Annotated in this window: 18 protein-coding genes; 1 reads left to right on the top strand and 17 read right to left on the bottom strand. The window is 62.8% G+C overall.

Features of this window, described 5'->3' with window-relative positions:
* Positions 1–534, bottom strand: coding sequence for a hypothetical protein (locus AYX22_RS09105; protein WP_207597129.1), 534 nt, complete (start codon positions 532–534; stop codon positions 1–3).
* A gap of 110 nt (positions 535–644) precedes the next feature.
* Here AYX22_RS09105 and AYX22_RS09100 point away from each other — a divergent pair, with 110 nt between their 5' ends.
* Complete coding sequence (locus AYX22_RS09100) at positions 645–1145, top strand: flavin reductase family protein (RefSeq protein ID WP_207597532.1); 501 nt, start codon at positions 645–647, stop codon at positions 1143–1145.
* Between the two features lie 34 nt (positions 1146–1179).
* Here AYX22_RS09100 and dnaE read toward each other — a convergent pair whose 3' ends face one another.
* From dnaE to murF, 16 genes are all read right to left on the bottom strand, one after another.
* Positions 1180–4737, bottom strand: coding sequence for a DNA polymerase III subunit alpha (gene dnaE, locus AYX22_RS09095; protein ID WP_207597128.1), 3558 nt, complete (start codon positions 4735–4737; stop codon positions 1180–1182).
* A gap of 55 nt (positions 4738–4792) precedes the next feature.
* Positions 4793–5719, bottom strand: a complete 927-nt coding sequence (locus AYX22_RS09090) for an RluA family pseudouridine synthase (RefSeq protein WP_207597127.1) — start codon at positions 5717–5719, stop codon at positions 4793–4795.
* Entirely contained in the window at positions 5712–6335 is a 624-nt protein-coding gene (lspA, locus tag AYX22_RS09085) for a signal peptidase II (RefSeq protein ID WP_207597126.1), read from the bottom strand. The genes AYX22_RS09090 and lspA overlap by 8 nt, the downstream gene beginning before the upstream one ends.
* Positions 6336–6435: 100 nt before the next feature.
* Entirely contained in the window at positions 6436–7134 is a 699-nt protein-coding gene (locus AYX22_RS09080; protein WP_207597125.1) for a DivIVA domain-containing protein, read from the bottom strand.
* Positions 7135–7290: 156 nt separating this feature from the next.
* On the bottom strand, positions 7291–7578 hold the full coding sequence (locus tag AYX22_RS09075) for a YggT family protein (RefSeq protein ID WP_207597124.1): 288 nt from the start codon (positions 7576–7578) through the stop codon (positions 7291–7293).
* 106 nt (positions 7579–7684) lie between these two features.
* Entirely contained in the window at positions 7685–8221 is a 537-nt protein-coding gene (gene sepF / locus AYX22_RS09070) for a cell division protein SepF (protein WP_089594506.1), read from the bottom strand.
* 85 nt (positions 8222–8306) lie between these two features.
* Positions 8307–9065: a YggS family pyridoxal phosphate-dependent enzyme gene (locus AYX22_RS09065; protein WP_207597123.1), complete on the bottom strand. Its 759-nt coding sequence runs from the start codon at positions 9063–9065 to the stop codon at positions 8307–8309.
* Complete coding sequence (locus tag AYX22_RS09060) at positions 9058–9771, bottom strand: polyphenol oxidase family protein (protein ID WP_207597122.1); 714 nt, start codon at positions 9769–9771, stop codon at positions 9058–9060. Before AYX22_RS09060 ends, AYX22_RS09065 begins: the two co-directional genes overlap by 8 nt.
* Before the next feature lie 25 nt (positions 9772–9796).
* Entirely contained in the window at positions 9797–11017 is a 1221-nt protein-coding gene (ftsZ, locus tag AYX22_RS09055) for a cell division protein FtsZ (RefSeq protein ID WP_011774419.1), read from the bottom strand.
* A 216-nt stretch (positions 11018–11233) separates the two neighbouring features.
* On the bottom strand, positions 11234–12139 hold the full coding sequence (locus AYX22_RS09050) for an FtsQ-type POTRA domain-containing protein (RefSeq protein WP_207597121.1): 906 nt from the start codon (positions 12137–12139) through the stop codon (positions 11234–11236).
* Entirely contained in the window at positions 12132–13502 is a 1371-nt protein-coding gene (murC, locus tag AYX22_RS09045; protein WP_207597120.1) for a UDP-N-acetylmuramate--L-alanine ligase, read from the bottom strand. Before murC ends, AYX22_RS09050 begins: the two co-directional genes overlap by 8 nt.
* The gene (gene murG, locus AYX22_RS09040; RefSeq protein ID WP_207597119.1) at positions 13499–14617 is read right to left on the bottom strand and encodes an undecaprenyldiphospho-muramoylpentapeptide beta-N-acetylglucosaminyltransferase; all 1119 of its coding nucleotides are present in this window, start codon (positions 14615–14617) and stop codon (positions 13499–13501) included. The genes murC and murG overlap by 4 nt, the downstream gene beginning before the upstream one ends.
* A gap of 6 nt (positions 14618–14623) precedes the next feature.
* Positions 14624–15925 carry a putative lipid II flippase FtsW gene (ftsW, locus tag AYX22_RS09035; protein WP_207597118.1) on the bottom strand — a complete coding sequence of 434 codons (1302 nt, stop codon included), beginning with the start codon at positions 15923–15925 and terminating at the stop codon, positions 14624–14626.
* 2 nt (positions 15926–15927) lie between these two features.
* Positions 15928–17517 (bottom strand): UDP-N-acetylmuramoyl-L-alanine--D-glutamate ligase, encoded by a 1590-nt coding sequence (murD, locus tag AYX22_RS09030; RefSeq protein ID WP_207597117.1) that lies wholly within the window; start codon positions 17515–17517, stop codon positions 15928–15930.
* Positions 17499–18608, bottom strand: a complete 1110-nt coding sequence (gene mraY / locus AYX22_RS09025; RefSeq protein WP_089594499.1) for a phospho-N-acetylmuramoyl-pentapeptide-transferase — start codon at positions 18606–18608, stop codon at positions 17499–17501. Before mraY ends, murD begins: the two co-directional genes overlap by 19 nt.
* A complete protein-coding gene (murF, locus tag AYX22_RS09020; RefSeq protein ID WP_207597116.1) occupies positions 18605–20095 on the bottom strand; it encodes a UDP-N-acetylmuramoyl-tripeptide--D-alanyl-D-alanine ligase in 1491 nt (496 codons plus the stop codon). The genes mraY and murF overlap by 4 nt, the downstream gene beginning before the upstream one ends.
* Positions 20096–20100: the final 5 nt, after the last annotated feature.

Here is a 20100-nt window from a genome sequence, read left to right as displayed (position 1 = left end):
CTATTTTACGGGCTTCTTGGAAAGAACCCCGAACAGCGCCAGGACGAACGTGATGAAGGCCGTCGCGGCCGGCCACAGCAACAGCACAGCGAAGGAACGGAGCGTGAATCCATATCCCGGACCCAGTGCGGGGTTGGGGGCCGGGCCAAACAGCTGCGCGGTCAGCAAGCCAACCAACCACGCCACCATGCCACCCATCGCGCCGCCAACGAGTGCGAAGGTCAATCGGCGCCCCACGGAGGGGCCCTGCAGTTTCCCGTCCAGCATGACCCCCGTGAAGCACCCCGCCACGAGTACCAACCCCGCCAGGACCAGGTCGCGTGGAAGCCAGGACTCGGGATTGACTGCATCGGCAAGCGCGGGGTTGCCGGAGACCAGGTTGAGCCCACCCGGAGCCAACAGCCACCAGAGCACTCCAAGAAGGACGCCGGCGGCCGGCGGAAGGACAAGCCAGAGAGCCTCCTTGAAACTGCGGGGAGGAGCGGCCGGGGCCGGTTCGGCAACAGCAGGTACGTGCACGGTTGGCTCGGTCATACCCCTCACATTAACAAAGGTTCATGCAGGCTCAACAAAATGAGGACCCGGCAGCGCCGGAGGAATACGCTGATGGGAGAGTCAGCCCCCAGTCCAGGAGATTCATCGACGTGACAAGCGAACCATCCGGCTTTGACCAGACTTTCCGGGAGATGTTCCGCAGGCATGCCGCCGGGGTTGCCATCATCACGGCGAACTTGAACGGAAAGCCCTTCGGCTTCACCGCCACCTCTGTGGCGTCGCTGTCCGCCGAGCCGCCCCGGTTCACTTTCAACATGGCCAGGAGCTCCAGTTCGTGGCCGGCCGTAGCCAATGCCGAGTACATCGGTGTCCACATGCTGGGGCTTGAGAACCAAGCCCTCGCCAACCGTTTCGCACGGACACGTGACCGGTTCGAAGGCGACCATTGGGAACCTGGCCCCCACGATGTGCCGATTCTCAAGGATGTCAGTGGCTGGTTGGTGGGCAAGATCCAGATGCGGCTCTCGTTCGAGAACAACGCAGTGGTAGTAGTGGAGGTCATCGATGGCCAAGTAGGCGACGACGGCACTCCCCTGCTGTACCACAGCGGCGGTTACAGCAAGCCGGCGCCGCTCGACTACGAAATCTGACGGGGCGGAATCCCTGACTGCCGGCTTTGGTTCGCTAGTTGTCCAGGCAGGCCGGCCCCAGCAGGACCTTCAAGTCACCGAAAAGCGACGGGCTGGGGTTGACCCGCATATGCACGGGCAACCCCATGACCTCCACTTTGGTATCACCCATCAGCTTGAGCCGGACTTCGGAGTTCCCGCGGTGAGTGCGCAGGACATCGCGCAGGTCCGTTACGACCGCTTCGGTTGCCTTGAACGTGGGAATGGTGATCACCACGGGACCATTGACGCTTTCGCTGAGGTCCGGCACCGAAAGCTCCATGCAGTTCAGCGTCACTGCGCCGTCGTCCCGGCGTTGCAGCCTGCCCTTGACCACCACGATGAGGTCCTCGGCCAGGACGGAGGCGATGGGACCGTAGACCTGCCCGAAGAACATGACCTCCATTGATGCGCCGAGGTCTTCGATTTCTGCCCGGGCGTAGGCGTTGCCGCTGGCCTTGGCGATCCTGCGGCTCAACGAGGTGATCATGCCCGCGATGGTGACAATCGCGCCGTCGTGCGGTCCGTCTTCACCGATGATCGAGGTAATGGACTGTTCCGCGTGCTGGCTAAGAACGCCTTCCAGCCCTTGCAGGGGATGGTCTGAAACGTAGAGTCCCAGCATGTCCCGTTCGAAGGACAGCTTGTCCTTCTTCTCCCACTCGGGAAGGTCGGGGATTTCCGTGGTGAGCGACGCTTCGGGCTCCTGGTCCTCGAAGCCGGCGAAGAGGTCGAACTGGCCAATCGCCTCGTTGCGCTTGAGGGTGATCACGGAATCGATGGCTTCTTCGTGGATCATGGCCAAAGCCCGGCGGTGGTGCCCCAGCGAATCGAAAGCGCCGGCTTTGATCAGCGATTCGATGGTTCGCTTGTTGCACACCACGGCCGGAACCTTCAAGAGGAAATCCTTGAACGAGGTGTAGTTGCCCTCTGTGGCGCGCGTTGAAACCATGGCGTCCACTACGTTGACGCCGACGTTCCGGATGGCACCCATACCGAAACGGATGTCCGTGCCCACCGGGGTGAAGTTCAGCGAGGATTCGTTGACATCCGGCGGCAGGACCGTGATGCCCATGCGCCGGCATTCATTGAGGTAGATGGCCGACTTGTCCTTGTCATCGCCCACCGAGGTCAGCAGTGCAGCCATGTATTCCGGCGCGTAGTGCGCCTTCAAGTAGGCCGTCCAGTAGGAGATCACGCCGTAAGCAGCCGAGTGGGCTTTGTTGAACGCGTAATCGGAGAACGGAAGCAGAATGTCCCACAAGGTCTTCACGGCAGCCATGGAGTAGCCGTTGTCCTGCATGCCTTGGGAGAAGCCGGCAAACTGCTTGTCCAGTTCGGATTTCTTTTTCTTACCCATGGCCCGGCGAAGAATGTCAGCTTGGCCCAGTGAGTATCCGGCCAGCTTCTGTGCCACCGCCATAACCTGCTCCTGATACACGATCAGGCCGAAGGTGCCGCCGAGGATTTCCTTGAGGGGTTCTTCCAGCTCCGGGTGGATGGGAATGACCTCTTGGATCCCGTTCTTGCGCAGCGCGTAATCAGTGTGGGCATTGGCGCCCATAGGACCCGGGCGGTAAAGCGCCAGGACAGCGGAGATGTCTTCAAAGTTGTCAGGCTTCATCAGCTTGAGCAAGGACCGCATGGGTCCCCCGTCAAGCTGGAACACGCCCAGGGTGTCACCGCGGGCAAGGAGTTCATAGGAGGCAGCGTCGTCGAGTTCCAGGTTTTCCAGGTCCAACTCGACGCCACGGTTCATCTTGATGTTTTCCAGGGCGTCCGAAATGATCGTCAGGTTTCTCAGACCCAGGAAGTCCATCTTGATCAGGCCGAGGCCTTCGGACGTCGGGTAATCGAACTGGGTGATGACCTGGCCGTCCTGGAAACGGCGCATGATGGGAATGACATCGATGATGGGGTCCGAGGACATGATGACACCCGCGGCGTGGACACCCCACTGGCGCTTCAGGCCTTCAATGCCCAAGGCCGTCTCGAAGACCTTGGCGGCCTCGGGGTCGGTGGCGATGAGCTGGCGGAAATCGCCTGCTTCGCTGTAGCGCTTGGACTCCGGGTTCTGGATGTCCGCCAAGGGAATGTCCTTGGCCATGACGGCAGGCGGAAGCGCTTTGGTCAAGGTCTCGCCCATGCTGAACGGGTAGCCCAGAACGCGGGAGGAGTCCTTCAGCGCCTGCTTGGTCTTGATGGTTCCGTAGGTGACGATCATCGCCACGCGCTCGTCACCGTACTTCTTGGTGACGTAGTCGATCACTTCGGAGCGGCGCCGGTCATCGAAGTCGACGTCGAAGTCGGGCATGGACACACGGTCCGGGTTCAGGAAGCGTTCAAAGATCAGGCCGTGCTGCAGGGGGTCGAGGTCGGTGATGCGCATGGCGTAAGCCACCATGGAGCCTGCACCGGAACCACGTCCCGGACCCACCCGGATCCCGTTGTTCTTGGCCCAGTTGATGAAGTCGGCAACCACCAGGAAGTAGCCCGGGAAGCCCATTGATGTAATGACGCCGAGCTCGTAATCTGCTTGCTTGCGGACCTTGTCCGGGATGCCTTGGGGGTAACGGTATTTGAGGCCGGCGTCTACTTCCTTGACCAGCCAGGAGGTCTCGTCTTCCCCGGGCGGGCAAGGGAAACGCGGCATGTAGTTGGCGCCCGTGTTGAACGAAACTTCGCAGCGCTCGGCAATCAGCAGCGTGTTGTCGCACGCCTCAGGGTGGTCGCGGAACAGTTCCCGCATTTCCTGTGGAGACTTCAGGTAGTAGCCGCTGCCCGAGAAAGCGAAGCGGGAGCCGCCGTTGTCGTACGTTGGTTCCAAAAGGGTGGAACCGGACTGGATTGCCAGCAAAGCCTCGTGGGCTTTGGCATCGTGCTCGTGCGTGTAGTGGAGGTCGTTGGTGGCCACCAGCGGCAGGTTGAGCTCCTTGGCCAGGCGCAGGAGGTCGCCGGTCACACGGCGTTCAATGTCCAGGCCGTGGTCCATCAGTTCACAGAAGTAGTTCTCTGCCCCGAAGATGTCGCGGAACTCCGCTGCAGCCTCAACGGCCTCGCGGTAAAGGCCGAGCCGCAGCTTGGTCTGCACTTCCCCGGAGGGGCAGCCCGTGGTGGCGATCAAACCTTCGGAGTAAGTGTTGAGCAGTTCCCGGTCCAGCCTGGGCCACTTACCAAAAACCGAGTCGAGGGACGCAATGGAGGAAGCCCGGAACAGGTTCCTCATACCCACATTGTTGTAGCTCAAGAGCGTCATGTGGGTGTATGAGCCACCACCGGAAACGTCGTCCTTGCGCTGGCTTTCGTCGCCCCAGCGGACTCGTTCCTTGTCGCCCCGGGCGGTGCCGGGCGTGACATAGGCTTCGACGCCGATGATGGGCTTGATGCCCTTGTCCGTGGCTTTGCGCCAGAAGTCGAACGCACCGAACAAGTAGCCGTGGTCTGTGGTGGCCAGAGCGGGCATCCCGAGACGTTCGGTTTCATCGAACAGCTCACCCAGACGGGCCGCTCCATCCAGCATGGAGTACTCGGTATGGGTGTGCAGGTGGACGAACGAATCATTGCTGGAAGTCACCACGATAGTCTACCGTCCCGGCCCGTGCGGGGCAGGGACCCCGGCCGGCGGTGCCCTACGCTGAACCGGTGGCGAGCAGGTCCAAGGCGTACTGGAGGTCCGCCGGATACTCGCTGCTGACTTCCACCCACTCACCCGTGCCGGGGTGGGTGAATCCAAGCTGACGCGCGTGCAGCCACTGGCGGGTCAATCCCAGGGTGGCCGCGAGACGGGGATCCGCGCCGTAGGTGAGATCTCCGGCACACGGGTGACGCAAGGCCGAAAAGTGCACGCGGATCTGGTGTGTCCTGCCGGTCTCCAGGTGCACTTCCACCAGGGTTGCCTTGCCGAAGGCTTCCAACACCTCGTAGTGGGTTACTGATGGCCGGCCGTCCTCGATCACCGCGAACCGCCAGTCGTGGCCGGGGTGGCGGCCGATGGGAGCATCAATGGTGCCCTCCAGGGGGTCAGGCAGTCCCTGGACCACAGCATGGTAGACCTTCTCCACGGTCCGTTCCTTGAAAGCGCGCTTCAGCATGGTGTAAGCGTGTTCAGTCTTGGCCACTACCATGACACCCGACGTACCGACGTCCAGCCGGTGGACGATCCCTGCGCGCTCGGGCGCACCGGACGTCGAAATCCTGTACCCGGCCCCGGCGAGACCTCCCACCACTGTGGGTCCCACCCAGCCGGGTGAAGGATGGGCCGCGACCCCCACCGGTTTGTCGATGACTACGAACTCGTCGTCGTCAAGCAGGATCTTCAGGCCTTCCACAACTTCCTCCACCACTTCCAAGGGATCCCGTCGATCCGGGACGGTGACCTTCAGCACTGAGCCGGCGGCAAGTTTTGCCGACTTGCCCATTGCCACGCCGCCTACAGTGACGTTGCCTTCAGCGATCAGCAGCGCCGCCGCGGAACGGGAGATGCCAAGCAACTGGGCCAGGCCTGCGTCAGCCCGAACACCTGCCAGTTCGTCGGGCACCACTACAGCGCTACTCACCGGCGGGCTCCCCGGTGGAACCGCCTGCCGGCTTGGCATCATTGGCGGACCGTGCGTCATCAGCCGGCTTGGGAGCAGACGTTTGACGCGTCCCATCCATGCCGATGCCGCGAAGCGTCAGGAGGCAGATGATGACGACGCCGGACACCACGGCTGAGTCTGCGATGTTGAAAATGGCAAAGTTGGGCAGCTGGATGAAATCCACGACGTGGCCCATCGCAAACGACGGTTCCCGGAACAAGCGGTCAGTGAGGTTGCCCAACGCTCCTCCGAGCAGCAGGCCCAGCGACAGGGCCCACCAGGCCGATCCCAGGCGCCGCAACTGGAAGAGGATCGCCACGGATACGACGGCCATGACAATCGTGAAGATCCAGGTTACGTTCTCGCCGATGGAGAACGCGGCACCCGAATTCCGGATGTAGTACCAGTGCAGCAACGGGGGAAGAACGGGGATCCGCTCCCCCTCCGTCATGGTGCTGGTCACCCAAAGCTTGGTGAGCTGATCAAAGGTGTAGGCAAACACGGCGAAGCCGGCAAACAGCCAGAGCATGGCCGGGCGCCACTTGCGGCGGGCGGCGGGCGCCGGCTGTGGGGCGTCATCGGTGAAGTCGGTCATAGTGCTTTCATTCGGGAAGTGTGGCGGGCACTGTCATGGGCTTTTAACAGCAAAAGCCGGTGGCCGAGGAGTCCTCAGCCACCGGCTTTCAGAATACTTGCTAAACGTCTGCGGTTGCTTCGCCGACCTCGGGGGCAGCAACGGAACCACGGGCGTCCAGGTCGCGCAACTGGCCTTCAATGTAGGCCTTCAGGCGTGAACGGTAGTCGCGCTCAAAGCCTCGGAGCTGCTCAACCTTGCGCTCAAGGACGGAGCGCTGCTGCTCCAGGGCACCGAGGATCTTCCGGGACTTCTCCTGGGCATCGTTGACGAGGCTGGAAGCCTCGATCTGAGCCTCGGCAATGATCTTTTCCTTCTGCTGGGCACCGTCGGAGACGTGCTTGTCGTGCATCTGCTGGGCCATGGCCAGCAGGCCCGCAGCAGATTCAGCGGAGGGCGTGACGCTGTTGGTCGCAGCGGGAGCCTTGGCGGCGGCAGCAGCGGCTGCAGCCTGCTCGGCTTCCTTCTTCTTGGCAGCTTCAGCAGCCTTGGCTTCGGCTTCCGCCTTGGCTTCAGCTTCCTTGTCGACCTTGACGGGGGCCGGAACCTTCTCAACCACCGGAGCCGCAGCAGCTGCAGCAGGCACTGCCGAACCGGCTTCGCCGAGCTTCTTGCGAAGTTCGTCATTTTCCTGGTTCAAGCGGCGAAGTTCCACCACGATCTCGTCGAGGAAGTCATCTACCTCGTCCTGGTCGTAGCCTTCGCGGAACTTGGTCGGCTGAAAGCGCTTGTTGACAACGTCTTCTGGCGTCAAAGCCATCTGGTCACCTCGTTGGTCTAGTTAGTCAGTAGGCCTTCCGGCCGTTCAAAACTACGGTACCTAAATATCATCTGGTTCCTCCAATTCAACACCATCGTGTTGAATTGGCGAATTTGCGGCCTTTGAACCATCGGTGGTCCGGGTTCCGCGGAGCAGCTACGCCAGGCTGTTGGTTACCGCCATCGCAATGCTGACGGCGATAATCAGGATCAGGAAGCCCAAATCCAGGGAGATTCCGCCCAACTGGAGTGGCGGTATCAGCCTCCGGAGCCTCCCCAGCGGAGGATCCGTCACGGAGTAGACCACGTGCGCTGTAACCAACGCCACACCCCGTGGCCGCCACTGGCGGGCAAACATCTGGACCCATTCGAAGATGAGCCGGATGATCAGGGCAATGAAGAACAGCAACAACACAATATAGATAAGGCCGAAAACAATGCCCACGAGTTAGCTCAGATCTCCCACTTGTTCCGGAATGCGGATCGGTCCCTACTATTGCAACACAGATGCCAGGCAGGTTGACCCGCCTGGCATCCGCAAAAGATCGATGTCAGCTCTGGTTGAAGAAGCTGGCTTGGGTTTCGCTGGCCTTTTTGTCATCACCGATGACTTCGACATACGACGGCGACAACAGGAAGACTTTGTTGGTCACCCTCTCGATGCTGCCGTGGAGGCCGAACACCAGGCCGGCGGAGAAGTCCACGAGGCGCTTGGCGTCGGCTTCACCCATGTCGGTGACGTTCATAATGACGGGAATGCCATCCCTGAAGCTCTCACCGATGATCTTGGCGTCGTTGTAGGAACGGGGGTGAACGGTGGTGATCTGCCTCAGGCCAGAGGCGTCTTCGCGGCTGGAGGCCGCACGCTTGATGGGTGTCACGGGTGCGCGGTATTCCTCTTCAGCATCTACAGTGGGCATTTCACGGACAACTTCCCGGACGGGAGCAGGCGCCCTGCGCTCTTCCCGTTCCTGTGACTGGGGGCGTTCTTCGTCGTGGTGCGAGGCGACAGCCTGCTCAGATTCGTAGTGTTCATCGCCGTCGGCGAGCCCAAGATAGATCATTGTCTTGCGCAGAGCGCCAGCCATGGTGCACTCCTATCGTTTCTGCAGTAGGCGGGCCGCCATGACGTGACATATTGGAACCCCGGCCCGTCATTCCAATACTTTGACGCTACCCCACGGCCGGACGGGAACCGAGAATATCGGAGCCTATTCTCAGGTGTGTCGCTCCGAAGTTCACTGCCGCTTCGAGGTCCTGGCTCATCCCTGCCGATATCCGCGTGGCAGCTGGATGAGTGGCCCGGAGGGTCTCGGAAATGCCGGAGAGCTTCTCGAACGCCGCCTCCGGATCCGCTCCCAACGGCGCTACGGCCATGAGCCCGGACAACTGCAAGCCGGAAGCCGATTCGATCCTGTCTGCCAACACGCCGACGTCGGAAGGGCTGGCGCCACCACGGTGGGCACCGGCGTCGTCATCCAAACCCACTTGGATGAAACAGTCGAGGTCGCCGCGCCCAGTAGCATCCTGTTCCCGCGCAACGGCCTTAGCCAAGGCGTCGACCACCTGAAGCCTGTCGATCGACTGAACCGACGAAGCATACTTGACGACTGACTTGGCCTTGTTGCTTTGGAGTTGCCCAATGAAATGCCACCGGACATCCACGTCGGGAAGACCGGCGCTTTTGGCGGCAGCTTCCTGATCACGGTTCTCTCCGACATCGGTCACGCCCAGTGCCGCAAGCCGGCGTACATCGTCCGCGGGATGGAATTTGGTCACCACGATCAGCCGTGGCGTGTCAGTCCGTCCGGCAGCAGCGACAGCTGTTTCGATCCGGCGCCTCACCGTGTCAAGCCTGTGGGAGAGTTCGGCAGTCCGGGCATCACCCGTCAGGCCATCGCGTTTTTCGTCGTCGCGACCAAGGCTAATCATGCGTCCACACCAAACCTGCAAATCGACCCGTCCGGGAGTCCCGGCGGTATGAGAAAAGTGAATTGTGCTCCCGAGTGCACTCCCCCGAGTACTCCAAGGTGACATCCATGGCTTCCAGTTGGGCCCTGACGCCGGCGGGAAGATCCAGGGCGGGCGTACCCCAGGACGTGGTGGCCCACGTGGCAGGAACCCGGGCCGCGACCTCGTCCCGTAACCCGGGCGGCACCTCGTAGCAGGATCCGCAGATGGAAGGGCCCAGCCATGCATGGATGTCCACTGCACCGCGCCTGCGCATTTCCTCGACGGTTGCGGGCACAACCGCCGAAGCCACACCGGGGCGCCCGGCATGGGCTACTGCAATCACAGGATCGGCGCCGGTACCGCTCCCCACGAAGACCACGGGTACGCAGTCGGCCACCATGACCGCCAGCGGCTGCACCGCACGTCGTGAAGAAGTGGCGGCTGAAACCATGGCGTCGGCCGTTGGCCCTGGCCCGTGGGCGTCAATGAACGCCACGGTGTTGCCATGGACCTGATCCATGTACTGGAATGTGCCGGCTTCCAGTCCGGCGGCCTGTTCAACTCGAACGCGGCGCGCCAGGACCTCGGCGGGGTTGTCTCCCACGTGGAGAGCCAGGTTCCCGGCGCCTGTATCCGTGAAGGCTACAGAGACGCCGGGCCGAACTTCATTGCGCCACCAGAACACCAGGAATGGACTCTCCGAACGCGGCTTACTTCAGGAAGTCGGGGACGTCGAGGTCGTCGGAACGGCTGCCCGAAAGATCGGGCTCCACTACCGCCGGGAGGTCGACGTCGAAGCCTGAGTCGGCAGGGAGTGCCGACGGACGCTGCTGGCCCCAGTTGCTCAGGCCTGCGGCACCGATTCCGGCCGTTGCGTGCTGCGGAGCAGCGGCGCTGGACGGTGCGCTGCTCGGGGCAGCGGGACGATCCGAGGGGACGGGGTTCTGCGCAGGACGCGACTGGTCCATGGAAGGCGAGGTCGCTTTCACATCATCGAAGCCTGCCGCGATGACGGTCACGCGTGCCTCATCGCCCAAAGCGTCGTCAATGACTGCGCCGAAGATGATATTGGCTTCGGGGTGTGCCACTTCCTGAACCAAACGGGCGGCCTCGTTGATTTCAAAGAGACCCAGGTCCGAACCACCCTGGATGGAGAGCAGGACGCCGTGGGCGCCGTCGATGGAAGCTTCCAGCAGCGGCGAAGCGATGGCCAGCTCGGCAGCCTTGACCGCACGGTCCTCGCCGCGGGCGGAACCAATACCCATCAGGGCCGAGCCCGCGCCCTGCATGACGGACTTGACGTCGGCGAAGTCAAGGTTGATCAGGCCGGGGGTGGTGATGAGGTCCGTGATGCCCTGGACACCGGAGAGGAGCACCTGGTCCGCGGAACGGAAGGCGTCCAGGACGGAGACGTTGCGATCGCTGATGGACAGGAGGCGGTCGTTGGGGATGACAATCAGGGTGTCGACTTCGTCGCGCAGGGCGTCGATGCCGGCCTCGGCCGAACCGGCACGACGGCGGCCTTCGAAGGTGAACGGGCGCGTCACCACACCGATGGTCAGCGCGCCCAGCGAGCGGGCGATGCGTGCCACTACGGGGGCGCCACCGGTTCCGGTGCCACCGCCTTCACCGGCGGTCACAAAGACCATGTCAGCACCGCGGAGAACTTCTTCGATCTCGTCGGCGTGGTCCTCTGCGGCCTGCTTGCCCACCTCGGGGTTCGCGCCGGCGCCAAGGCCACGCGTGAGTTCACGTCCAACGTCAAGCTTGACGTCGGCGTCGCTCATGAGCAGCGCCTGCGCATCAGTGTTGATCGCGATGAACTCGACGCCCCGAAGGCCCACCTCGATCATGCGGTTGACTGCGTTCACGCCACCGCCGCCGATGCCGACGACCTTGATGACGGCCAAGTAATTCTGCGGTGCTGCCACGTTTCGTGCCCCTTGCTTGTGTCCTATAGCGAAACTGATCGAGTCCAACGTGAATCCTTGGACCTTAACCCTCTAGTTGAAGGTTATAGTTATGTCAAGTAACTCTACTGCGACGGTATTTCCTATGCTTCGCACATGCAATCTCCGCTTGCGCGTGTCGTGTGATTGCCGCGAAATAAGGCCACCGCCGGCCGTAGGTTACGTCCTCGAAACTGCTTATTTTGTGAATGGATGCCGCGGAACGCTGACGTCGTAGACACTCACTTGAACCTTCGGGTCCGCAGGCATCTTCAGCAGTGCTTCGAGTGCCTTCGCCTTCAGTTCCCTGTCCTCGGCATTGCCCCACACTACCGTCTTTCCGTCCACCAATTTCAGCTCCACGGCGTCCGGGGAAGCGGCCGAAGCCGTGGACATTTTGGCTCGGACATCGGCGGGCAGGGTGTCCAGGACGGCCGCAATGGCCTTGAACAGCTCCGTATTGGTGGCTCCGGCCCCGGCATCGATCAAGGGCAGCGCCACCGCTGACTGGTCCTTGGTAGCCCCGAGCTGTACTCCGTCCACATCAACCATCACGTAGGCGTCCCCCTGCTTCAGCAAGGCCACCGGAACGCGCTCGTTGACGTGAACCAGCAACTCTGACGGCGGGCGCGCCTCGATCGTGGCCGAGCGAACCTGCACCAGTGGCTTGAGGAGCTCGTTGATCTCCTGTTCACCCACCTGGGGCAGTGGTTTGCCTTCGAGGCCCGAAAGAGCTTTCTGCACCGCCTCCGGAGTCAGCAGCGTGGTGCCGTCCACCGTGATGGTCCTGACTGCCAGCGCCGGGGAGAAGACCGCTCCGGCGATCAGGGCCGCCACTACAGCCGCCACTATGGAGAGCGTCCACATCACCAGCCTCCGCTGGCGCCGCCGTTTCGGCTCCGGAAAGACAATGACGTTGTCCGAGGACGCGGTGGAGGCGGCCGATGTGCCGGTGGCGGATGTGCCGGCGGCCGTGACGGAATTACCCTCCGGCTCAAGGGAGCGTTGTGCGCTGATGACGTGGTCGGATCCGCTGCCCGGCCGTGAGGATCCCGGCCGGGGTTCCGTTCCCGGCCTGTACGTCGGCTTGCGGGTGCTAGCCACCCAACGCCTCCACGATCACTGGCCCATAGGCGGTGACATCACCCGCGCCCACGGTCAGGACCACGTCGCCCTCGTGGGCGACGGCTGCCAGGGCCTCCACAGCTTCGCCGGCCGCCACCAGCCGTCCCGTGGCCAGCTGATCGACGATCAAGTCACTGGTGACACCAGGAATTGGATCCTCCCGGGCAGGGTAGATATCCAGGATCAAGGCCGTATCCGCTGTGTCCAACGCTGCGGCGAATTCCTTGGCAAATTCACGCGTACGGGAAAACAGGTGCGGCTGGAACAGGACGTGGACTTTGTTGCCGCCTGCTACCGAACGGGCCGCCGACAAGGCAGCGCGAACCTCCGTGGGGTGGTGGGCGTAATCGTCATAGACCCGCACTCCCCTCCCCTGGCCTTTGAACTCAAACCTCCGTGAAGCCCCGGTGAAATGGCCCAGCGCTGCGGCGGCAGCTTCCGGTTCCACACCAAGTTCGACGGCGACCGCGAACGCGGCTGCCGCGTTCAGGGCGTTGTGACGGCCAGGTACCTGCAGTTCGACCCTGTGGACCTTGTCCCCGAAGGCCACCGAAACGTCGCCCGGGCCGCCGTCGAAAAGCCGGATGTCGGCGTCGTCCGAGGTCCCGTACGTCAGTACCCGCGTGATCCCTTGGGATGCCGTGCGCTCGGCCAGGGCACGGGCGCCGGCGTCGTCGGCGCAGGCCAGGAGAACGCCGTCAGCCGGAAGGAGCGCCGCGAAGTTGTCAAAGGAGGCGAAGACCGCTTCCGGTGTTCCATAGTGGTCCAGGTGGTCTGCCTCGACGTTGGTCACCACGGCGATCAGCGGCCGGTAGTTGAGGAAGGATCCATCGGACTCGTCCGCCTCGGCAACAAAGATGTCCGAATTCCCATGGGCTGCGTTCACTCCCAACGCCGGGACGTTGGCCCCAATGGCAAAGGTAGGGTCAACGCCGGCCTCCTTCAGCAGGACGGCGATCATGGAGGTAGTGGTGGACTTGCCGTGCGTACCCGCCACTGTCACCACGCGGTGGCCGGCCATGGTGGCTGCCAAGGCTTCGGAACGGTGCAATACCGGCAACCCGGCGGCCCGCGCCGCGGCAAGTTCCGGATTGTCGGCGCGGATGGCCGAGCCGGCCACGATCGTCTGGGCGTCTGCCAGGTTGCCTTGGTGGTATCCCACCGCGATGCGGGCCCCTGCCGAGGAGAGGTCATGCATGACCGGAAGGTCTTTGGCATCGGTACCACTGACGGGGACCCCGCGGGCCACCATGATGCGTGCGACGGCGGACATTCCCACGCCGCCGATGCCAATGAAGTGGACGCGGCCCAAGGACTTGAGGGGGGCGATGCTGGTGGTCATGCGGATACCGCTTCCAGGACAAGATCAGCCATGCGCTGATCGGCGTTTCTAATACCAAGGGCTTCGGATTTGCGCGCCATGTCGACGAGCCGGCTGTGGTCCGAGAGCAGCGGAATGAGTTCTCTCTCGAGCCATTCCGGGCTGAGGTCTTTGTCGTCAACCAGGAGCGCCCCGCCTGCATCCACCAACGGGGCAGCATTCAGGGCCTGTTCCCCGTTTCCGATGGGCAGCGGCACAAAGACGGCCGGAACTCCCACCGCGGCCACTTCGCTGACCGTTCCCGCGCCGGCGCGGGCCAGAAGGACATCGGCGGCAGCGTAGACGTTCTCCATCCCGTCCACATACTCAACCTGGCGGTATCCCTCAGCGGCCAGCAGACCGCCATGTTCGTTGAGGACAGCTTTCCCGTTGCCGGTAATGTGCAGGGTCTGGATGCCGCTGGCCGCCAACGCCGGCAAGGCCGCAGCGATGGAACGGTTGATGCTCATGGCACCCGAGGAACCGCCGGTGACGATCAACGCGGGACGGTCCGGGTCAAAGCCCAAGGCTTCTTTGGCGGCAGGCGCAGCCGTTGCCCGGTGCAGTCCGGAAATGGCACGCCGCATGGGCATGCCAACATGACGGGCGCCCCGCAACCGGGTGCCGGAGAAGGCCACGGCGACGTGTTTGCTGAACCGGGCACCCACCCGGTTGGCCAGACCGGCTTTCATGTTGGCCTCGTGGATCACCACGGGGATGCCGAGTTTACGGGCGGCCAGGTACATCGGAGTGCATACGTAACCGCCCACACCCACCAGGACGTCGGCGTCGGCATCCTTCAGGATCCGGCCGGCCTGGGAGACCGCGGCCAGCAACCGGGCCGGAAGCTTGATCAGGTCAACAGAGGGCCGGCGCGGAAACGGAACCCGGTCAATGGTGGCGAGTTCGTAGCCGGCCGCCGGGATGAGCCGCGTTTCCATGCCCGACGGCGTGCCCACAGCCAGGATGGAAGCATCCGGACGCTTGTCCTTGATGGCATCGGCGATGGCCAGCAGCGGGCTCACATGCCCGGCAGTACCGCCGCCTGCAAGGACGACGGACAAAGGCTTGGACGCGTTGCGGGAGTCAGGAGTCATGAAGGGCTATGTACGCTTTCGTGCGGATTTCGGAGAACGGCGCGGCAGGAACCGGGGGCGCTGCTGCGGCGGCAATTGGCCTCGGGCCAAGGACAACACTACGCCCACGCCACAGAGGGACATCACCAGGGCCGAGCCGCCGTAGGAGATGAATGGGAGCGGCACGCCGACCACCGGGAGGAGCTGCGTCACGACTGCCATGTTCATGCTGGCCTGGCCAAGGAGCCAAACCATGATCCCACCTGCCAGCGTTCGCTGGAAGGGATCTGTTTGCCTGACCACCACCCGGAAAATGGCGATGCCGAGGATCGCGAACAGCACCAACACCACCAGAGTTCCCACAAGTCCAAGCTCTTCACCAATGATGGCGAAGATGAAGTCATTGTGGGCTTCGGGAAGCCAGTTGTACTTCTGCCGGCTTTGGCCGAGACCCAGCCCGGTCCAGCTACCCTGCGCCAGGCCGTACATTCCGTTGGTGGACTGGAAGTCGAAGTCGAAGTTTTCCGTACAGGAGGCTGACGCCGTGCCCAGCCATGAGGTGATGCGGCAGATGCGGTTCGCACTGCTGATGGTTCCCAGGACGGCGCCGACTGCACCTACGGCTCCAGCGATGGCCAGCATCTTCCCCGGCACTCCAGCGAAGTAGAGTCCTGCGGCTGTGATGGCCGCGATGACAATCACGGTACCGAGGTCGTTACCGACCATCACCAAGGCAATCACCAGGCCTGCTCCGGGAACAACCGGGATGATCACGTGCCACCAGCGATGGAGGAGCTTTTGCTTGCGGGCCAGCACAGCTGCAATCCAGACGCACAGGACCAGTTTGGCCATCTCCGAAGGCTGGAGGGTCACTCCGCCAAGGTCGATCCAGTTCTTGTTGCCGTTGACTGTGTTGCCCATGACCTGGACCAGGACGAGGAGCGCCAAAACGCCGCCGAGGGCCCACCAGGACAACCTCTTCATCCAGTTCACGTTCGTGCGCGAGATGACGTACATGGCGGCCGCACCGAGGACCCCGAACATTGCCTGCTTCAGGGCATCCGCATAGGGCGATTTGCCCTCGGAGATCGCCTCGACACTTGAAGCGGACAACACCATCATGATTCCGATGGCGGTGAGCGCCAGGGCACAGCCCAGGATGAGGTAGTACGTGGAACTGTTGGGCGTCCTGTCCTTGCCTTCAAGGCTTTCCCAAAAGTTGCGCAGGTGTCCGCGGAGCCCGGAAGGCTTCTTTCCCGGCGTGGCCGGAGCCTTGGGTTTCCCGTCCCGTGGGTCCTTGCCGCGGGTGCGGGTGGGCGTGCTGACCATTGTTACTCCTCGGTGGTCGGTGCCTGCCCTTCCACAAGCTCGCGAACTGCCTGGACGAATGCATCGCCGCGGTGAGCGTAGGAAGAGAACTGATCCATGGATGCAGCCGCGGGTGCCATCAGGACGGTGTCCCCAGGCATGGCCAGTTGGGCCGCCGACGCCACGGCCTGGGCCATGATGGCCTCGCCGTAGATGGGCGAAGCGCCGTTGCCGGCTACGGTCTGCACCTTTTCAGTGTCGCCCTTCGCCTGCGCTATCACGGGGACATCCGGTGCGTGTCGTTGGAGGGAGCCTTCCAGCGCCTCCGTATCGGTACCGATCAGCACAACAGCTTTCAGCCGGGACGCATGTTCTTTGACAAGGTCGTCATAGTTGACGCCCTTGGACAGTCCTCCCGCGATCCACACAACCTGCTGGAAGGAAGACAACGCGGCGGACGCTGCATGGGGGTTGGTGGCTTTGGAGTCGTTGATCCATAGAACCTCGTTCAGCTTGGCCACCACCTGGATTCGGTGGGCGCCGGGCAGGTAGTTGACCAAGCCCTGCTTTACCGCTGCCGGCTCAATCCCGTAGGCACGCACCAACGCTGCAGCAGCCAGGGCATTGGCTACCATGTGCCGCGGCGCCACGGGTCCGAGGTCAGACATCGCGGCCAACTCCGCTGCCGAGTCCTTGCGTTCGGCAATGAAGGCGCGGTCAACCAGCAGTCCGTCCACTACACCCAGCATGCTGATGGCAGGCGTGTTGGTGGTGAAGCCAATGGCGCGGCACCCCTCCACCACATCGGCGTTTTCCACCATGCGCTCGGTTTCGATTTGCTCGGCGTTGTAGACGGCAGCCTTCTGGGTGTTTTCATACACCTTGGCCTTGTCCGCAAGGTAGGAGGCATACGATCCGTGCCAGTCCACGTGGTCTTCAGCAACATTGAGGCACACGCTGGCTACCGGTGACAGGGAGTGGCTCCAATGGAGTTGGAAGCTGGAAAGCTCAACAGCAAAGGCGTCGTAGTCCACCGGATCCCGGAGCGCATCGAGGATGGGCGTTCCCACGTTGCCTACGGCGATGGCCTTGAGACCCGCCGCCTGGAGCATGGACTCGGTCATGCCCACGGTGGTGGTCTTGCCGTTGGTGCCGGTAATGGTGAGCCAATCCGCCGTCTTGCGTCCCTCGCGGACGCGGAGGCGCCATGCAAGTTCAACATCTCCCCAGACGGGGATGTGCTTGCGCTTGGCGGCAGCCAACAGCGCTTGGTCAGGCCGCCATCCCGGCGAGGTAACAACCAGTTCAGGTAAAGAGCCATCGATCAACGGCAGGGCGCTGACGGCGTCTTCCCCCAGGAGAACGTCGACCGCGCCGACAATTTTCAGGGTGTCTGCCTGGGCTTTGGCTTTGGGGGTGGTGGCAGCGTCAACCACCACTACTTTTGCTCCGAGCTCAATGAGGGTGTCAGCTGCCGAGAAGCCGGACACGCCGATTCCCGTAACCACCACCCGCAGGCCGCTCCAGTCAGCGTCCCAGCTGGTCAGTCCGTTGAGCCTGTCCGTGGCGGACGGAGTTGTCTCCGGGCTTCCATTCACAGCAGTACCACCCATTCAGCGTAGAAAATTCCGAGGCCGGCGGCCACGAAGAGACCGGCGAGGATCCAGAAACGGACCACTACGGTAACTTCCGCCCAGCCCTTGAGTTCAAAATGGTGCTGGAGCGGTGCCATCTTGAAGACACGTTTGCCGCCGCTGAGCTTGAAGAAGCCCACCTGGATGATCACCGAGAGGGTGATCAGGACAAAGAGCCCACCGATGAAGGCCAGCAGCAGTTCAGTGCGGGACAGGATGGCGAAGGCTGCAACGGCGCCGCCGATCGCCAGGGACCCAGTGTCACCCATGAAGATCTTGGCCGGCGACGTATTCCACCACAGGAATCCCACCAGGGCTGCGCTGAGGATGGCTGCCAGCAGGGCGAGGTCCATGGGGTCCCGGACCTGGTAGCAGCCACTGCCTGCTTCACGCGGCGATCCACAGGCTTGGTTGTTCTGCCAGATTCCCATGATGGTGTACGCCCCGAAGACCATGATGGACGCCCCCGCCGCCAGACCGTCCAGCCCGTCGGTCAGGTTCACGCCGTTCGTGGCCGCGGTAATGATCAGGTTGGACCACACGATGAAGAGGATCGCACCGAGCACGGTTCCTCCAAAAGCGAGGTCCAGCCAAGGGATGTCCCGCACCAGAGAGATCTGGGTCGATGCCGGGCGCAATCCGTCCTCATTGGGGAACTGCAGGACCAGGACGGCGAAGATGATTCCCACCGCAGCCTGGAGGATCAGCTTGGCGCGGGCGTTAAGGCCCAGGCTCCGCTTGTTGGAAATCTTGATGTAGTCATCCAGGAACCCTACAAAGCCCATGCCCACCATGAGGAACAGCAGCAGGAGCCCGGACGCGGATGGTCCCGGGGAGCGCGGGTTCATCATCCACATGATCAGGTGGGTCACGAAGTAGCTGATGAGGACGGCCGCCACCACCACGGTTCCACCCATGGTGGGCGTTCCGCGCTTGGTGTGGTGCGACGTCGGACCGTCGTCCCGGATGAATTGCCCGTAGCTCTTGGCCACCAGGAACTTGATGAACAGGGGTGTCCCAATAAGGGCCACCAGAAGGGCGACGCCGGCGCCGATCAAAAGTGCAATCACAGCAGCTCGTTCCCTTCGCTTGCGGCCGCTTCAGCCGCGTTGTCTCCGGTGGGCTCGGCCCGTGGAGGTAATGCTATCCGATCACCCAAATGCCGCAGCCCCACGCCGTTGGAGGATTTGAACAGCACCAGGTCACCGGGTTCGAGCTCATTCTGAAGGAGCTCGTAGGCTTCTTCCACTGTCTCGGTGAACGAACATTCGTCACCCCAGGATCCTTCCTGGATGGCTGAGACGTAGAGGGCACGTGCTTCGCGTCCCACCACCACCAGCCGTGAAATGTTCAAGCGCACTACCTGCGTGCCGACGGCGGTGTGCTCGCGGATGGAGTCCTCCCCCAGCTCGAGCATGGCCCCAAGGACCGCCCAGGTCCTCCTGCCTTGCCCAAGGTCTGCCAGGGTCCGCAGCGCTGCCCGCATCGATTCGGGATTGGCGTTGTAGGCATCATTGATGATGGTCACGCCGTCCGCGCGTTCCGTCCGCTCCATACGCCAGCGGCTGGCCGCAGACTGTGAGCTCAGGGAGGCAGCAATAGCGGCTGCCGGGATGCCTGCGGCAAAGGCGGCTGCCGCAGCGGCCAAAAGATTGGTCACGTGGTGACCGCCGATCAGGCGGCTTCGCACCTCGACGGCAGGCCCGCCGTCGGGCAGTACAAGATCAAACTCGGGGAAACCGTGTCCGTTGACCACCACGTTGCGGGCTTCGACTTCCTCGGTGGTAGCCGGTGACGACGTGAAGCCCAGGACCTTGGCCTTCGTCCGGCTGCGCATGGCGGCAACACGGCCATCGTCGAGGTTGATCACCGCTGTGCCGTGCTCCCCGAGGGCTTCGACGAGCTCACCCTTGGTTTTTGCGATATTCTCGACGCCGCCAAATTCACCGGCGTGGGCCGTGCCAACCACCAACACAACACCGATGTCCGGTTTGACCATGTCGGCAAGGTACTTGATGTGGCCCAGGCCTGTGGCGCCCATTTCGATGACCAAGTAACGGGTATCGGCGTCTGCGGCGAAGACCGTCAGCGGCACGCCCACCTCACCGTTGTATGAACCCTGCGGGGCCACCGTCCTGCCGGCCCCCGAAAGCACTCCGGCGAGGAGGTCCTTGGTGGTGGTTTTGCCTGCCGAGCCCGTGATTCCGATGACAGTGAAGTCTTCGCCGCGCTGCGCACGTTCAGCCCGGATGCGTCGGACGCATTCCGCTGCCAACGCGCCCATGGCCAGGACCGCGTCATCAACCACGACGGCGGGGAAAGGGCTTCCAGCGGCATCGGTCACTTCACGTTCCGCCAGGACCAGGACGGCGCCGCGCTCGAACGCAGCATCAACGTAGTCGTGTCCGTCGGCGTGCTCGCCCGGTTTGGCCACATACAGGGAACCGGGAACCGCCTCCCGTGAATCAGTGACGACGGAGGTGGGCACGACGTCCGTAGCTCCGGTCAATCGGCCATGGGTGATGTCGGCGATCTCCGCCGCAGTAAGTGCAATCATCTCGG

The organism is Arthrobacter sp. D5-1 (genome assembly GCF_017357425.1).
Taxonomy (GTDB): domain Bacteria; phylum Actinomycetota; class Actinomycetes; order Actinomycetales; family Micrococcaceae; genus Arthrobacter.
The sequence above is the reverse complement of the archived record's forward strand: the minus strand, read 5'-3'. Positions and strand labels throughout refer to the sequence as shown.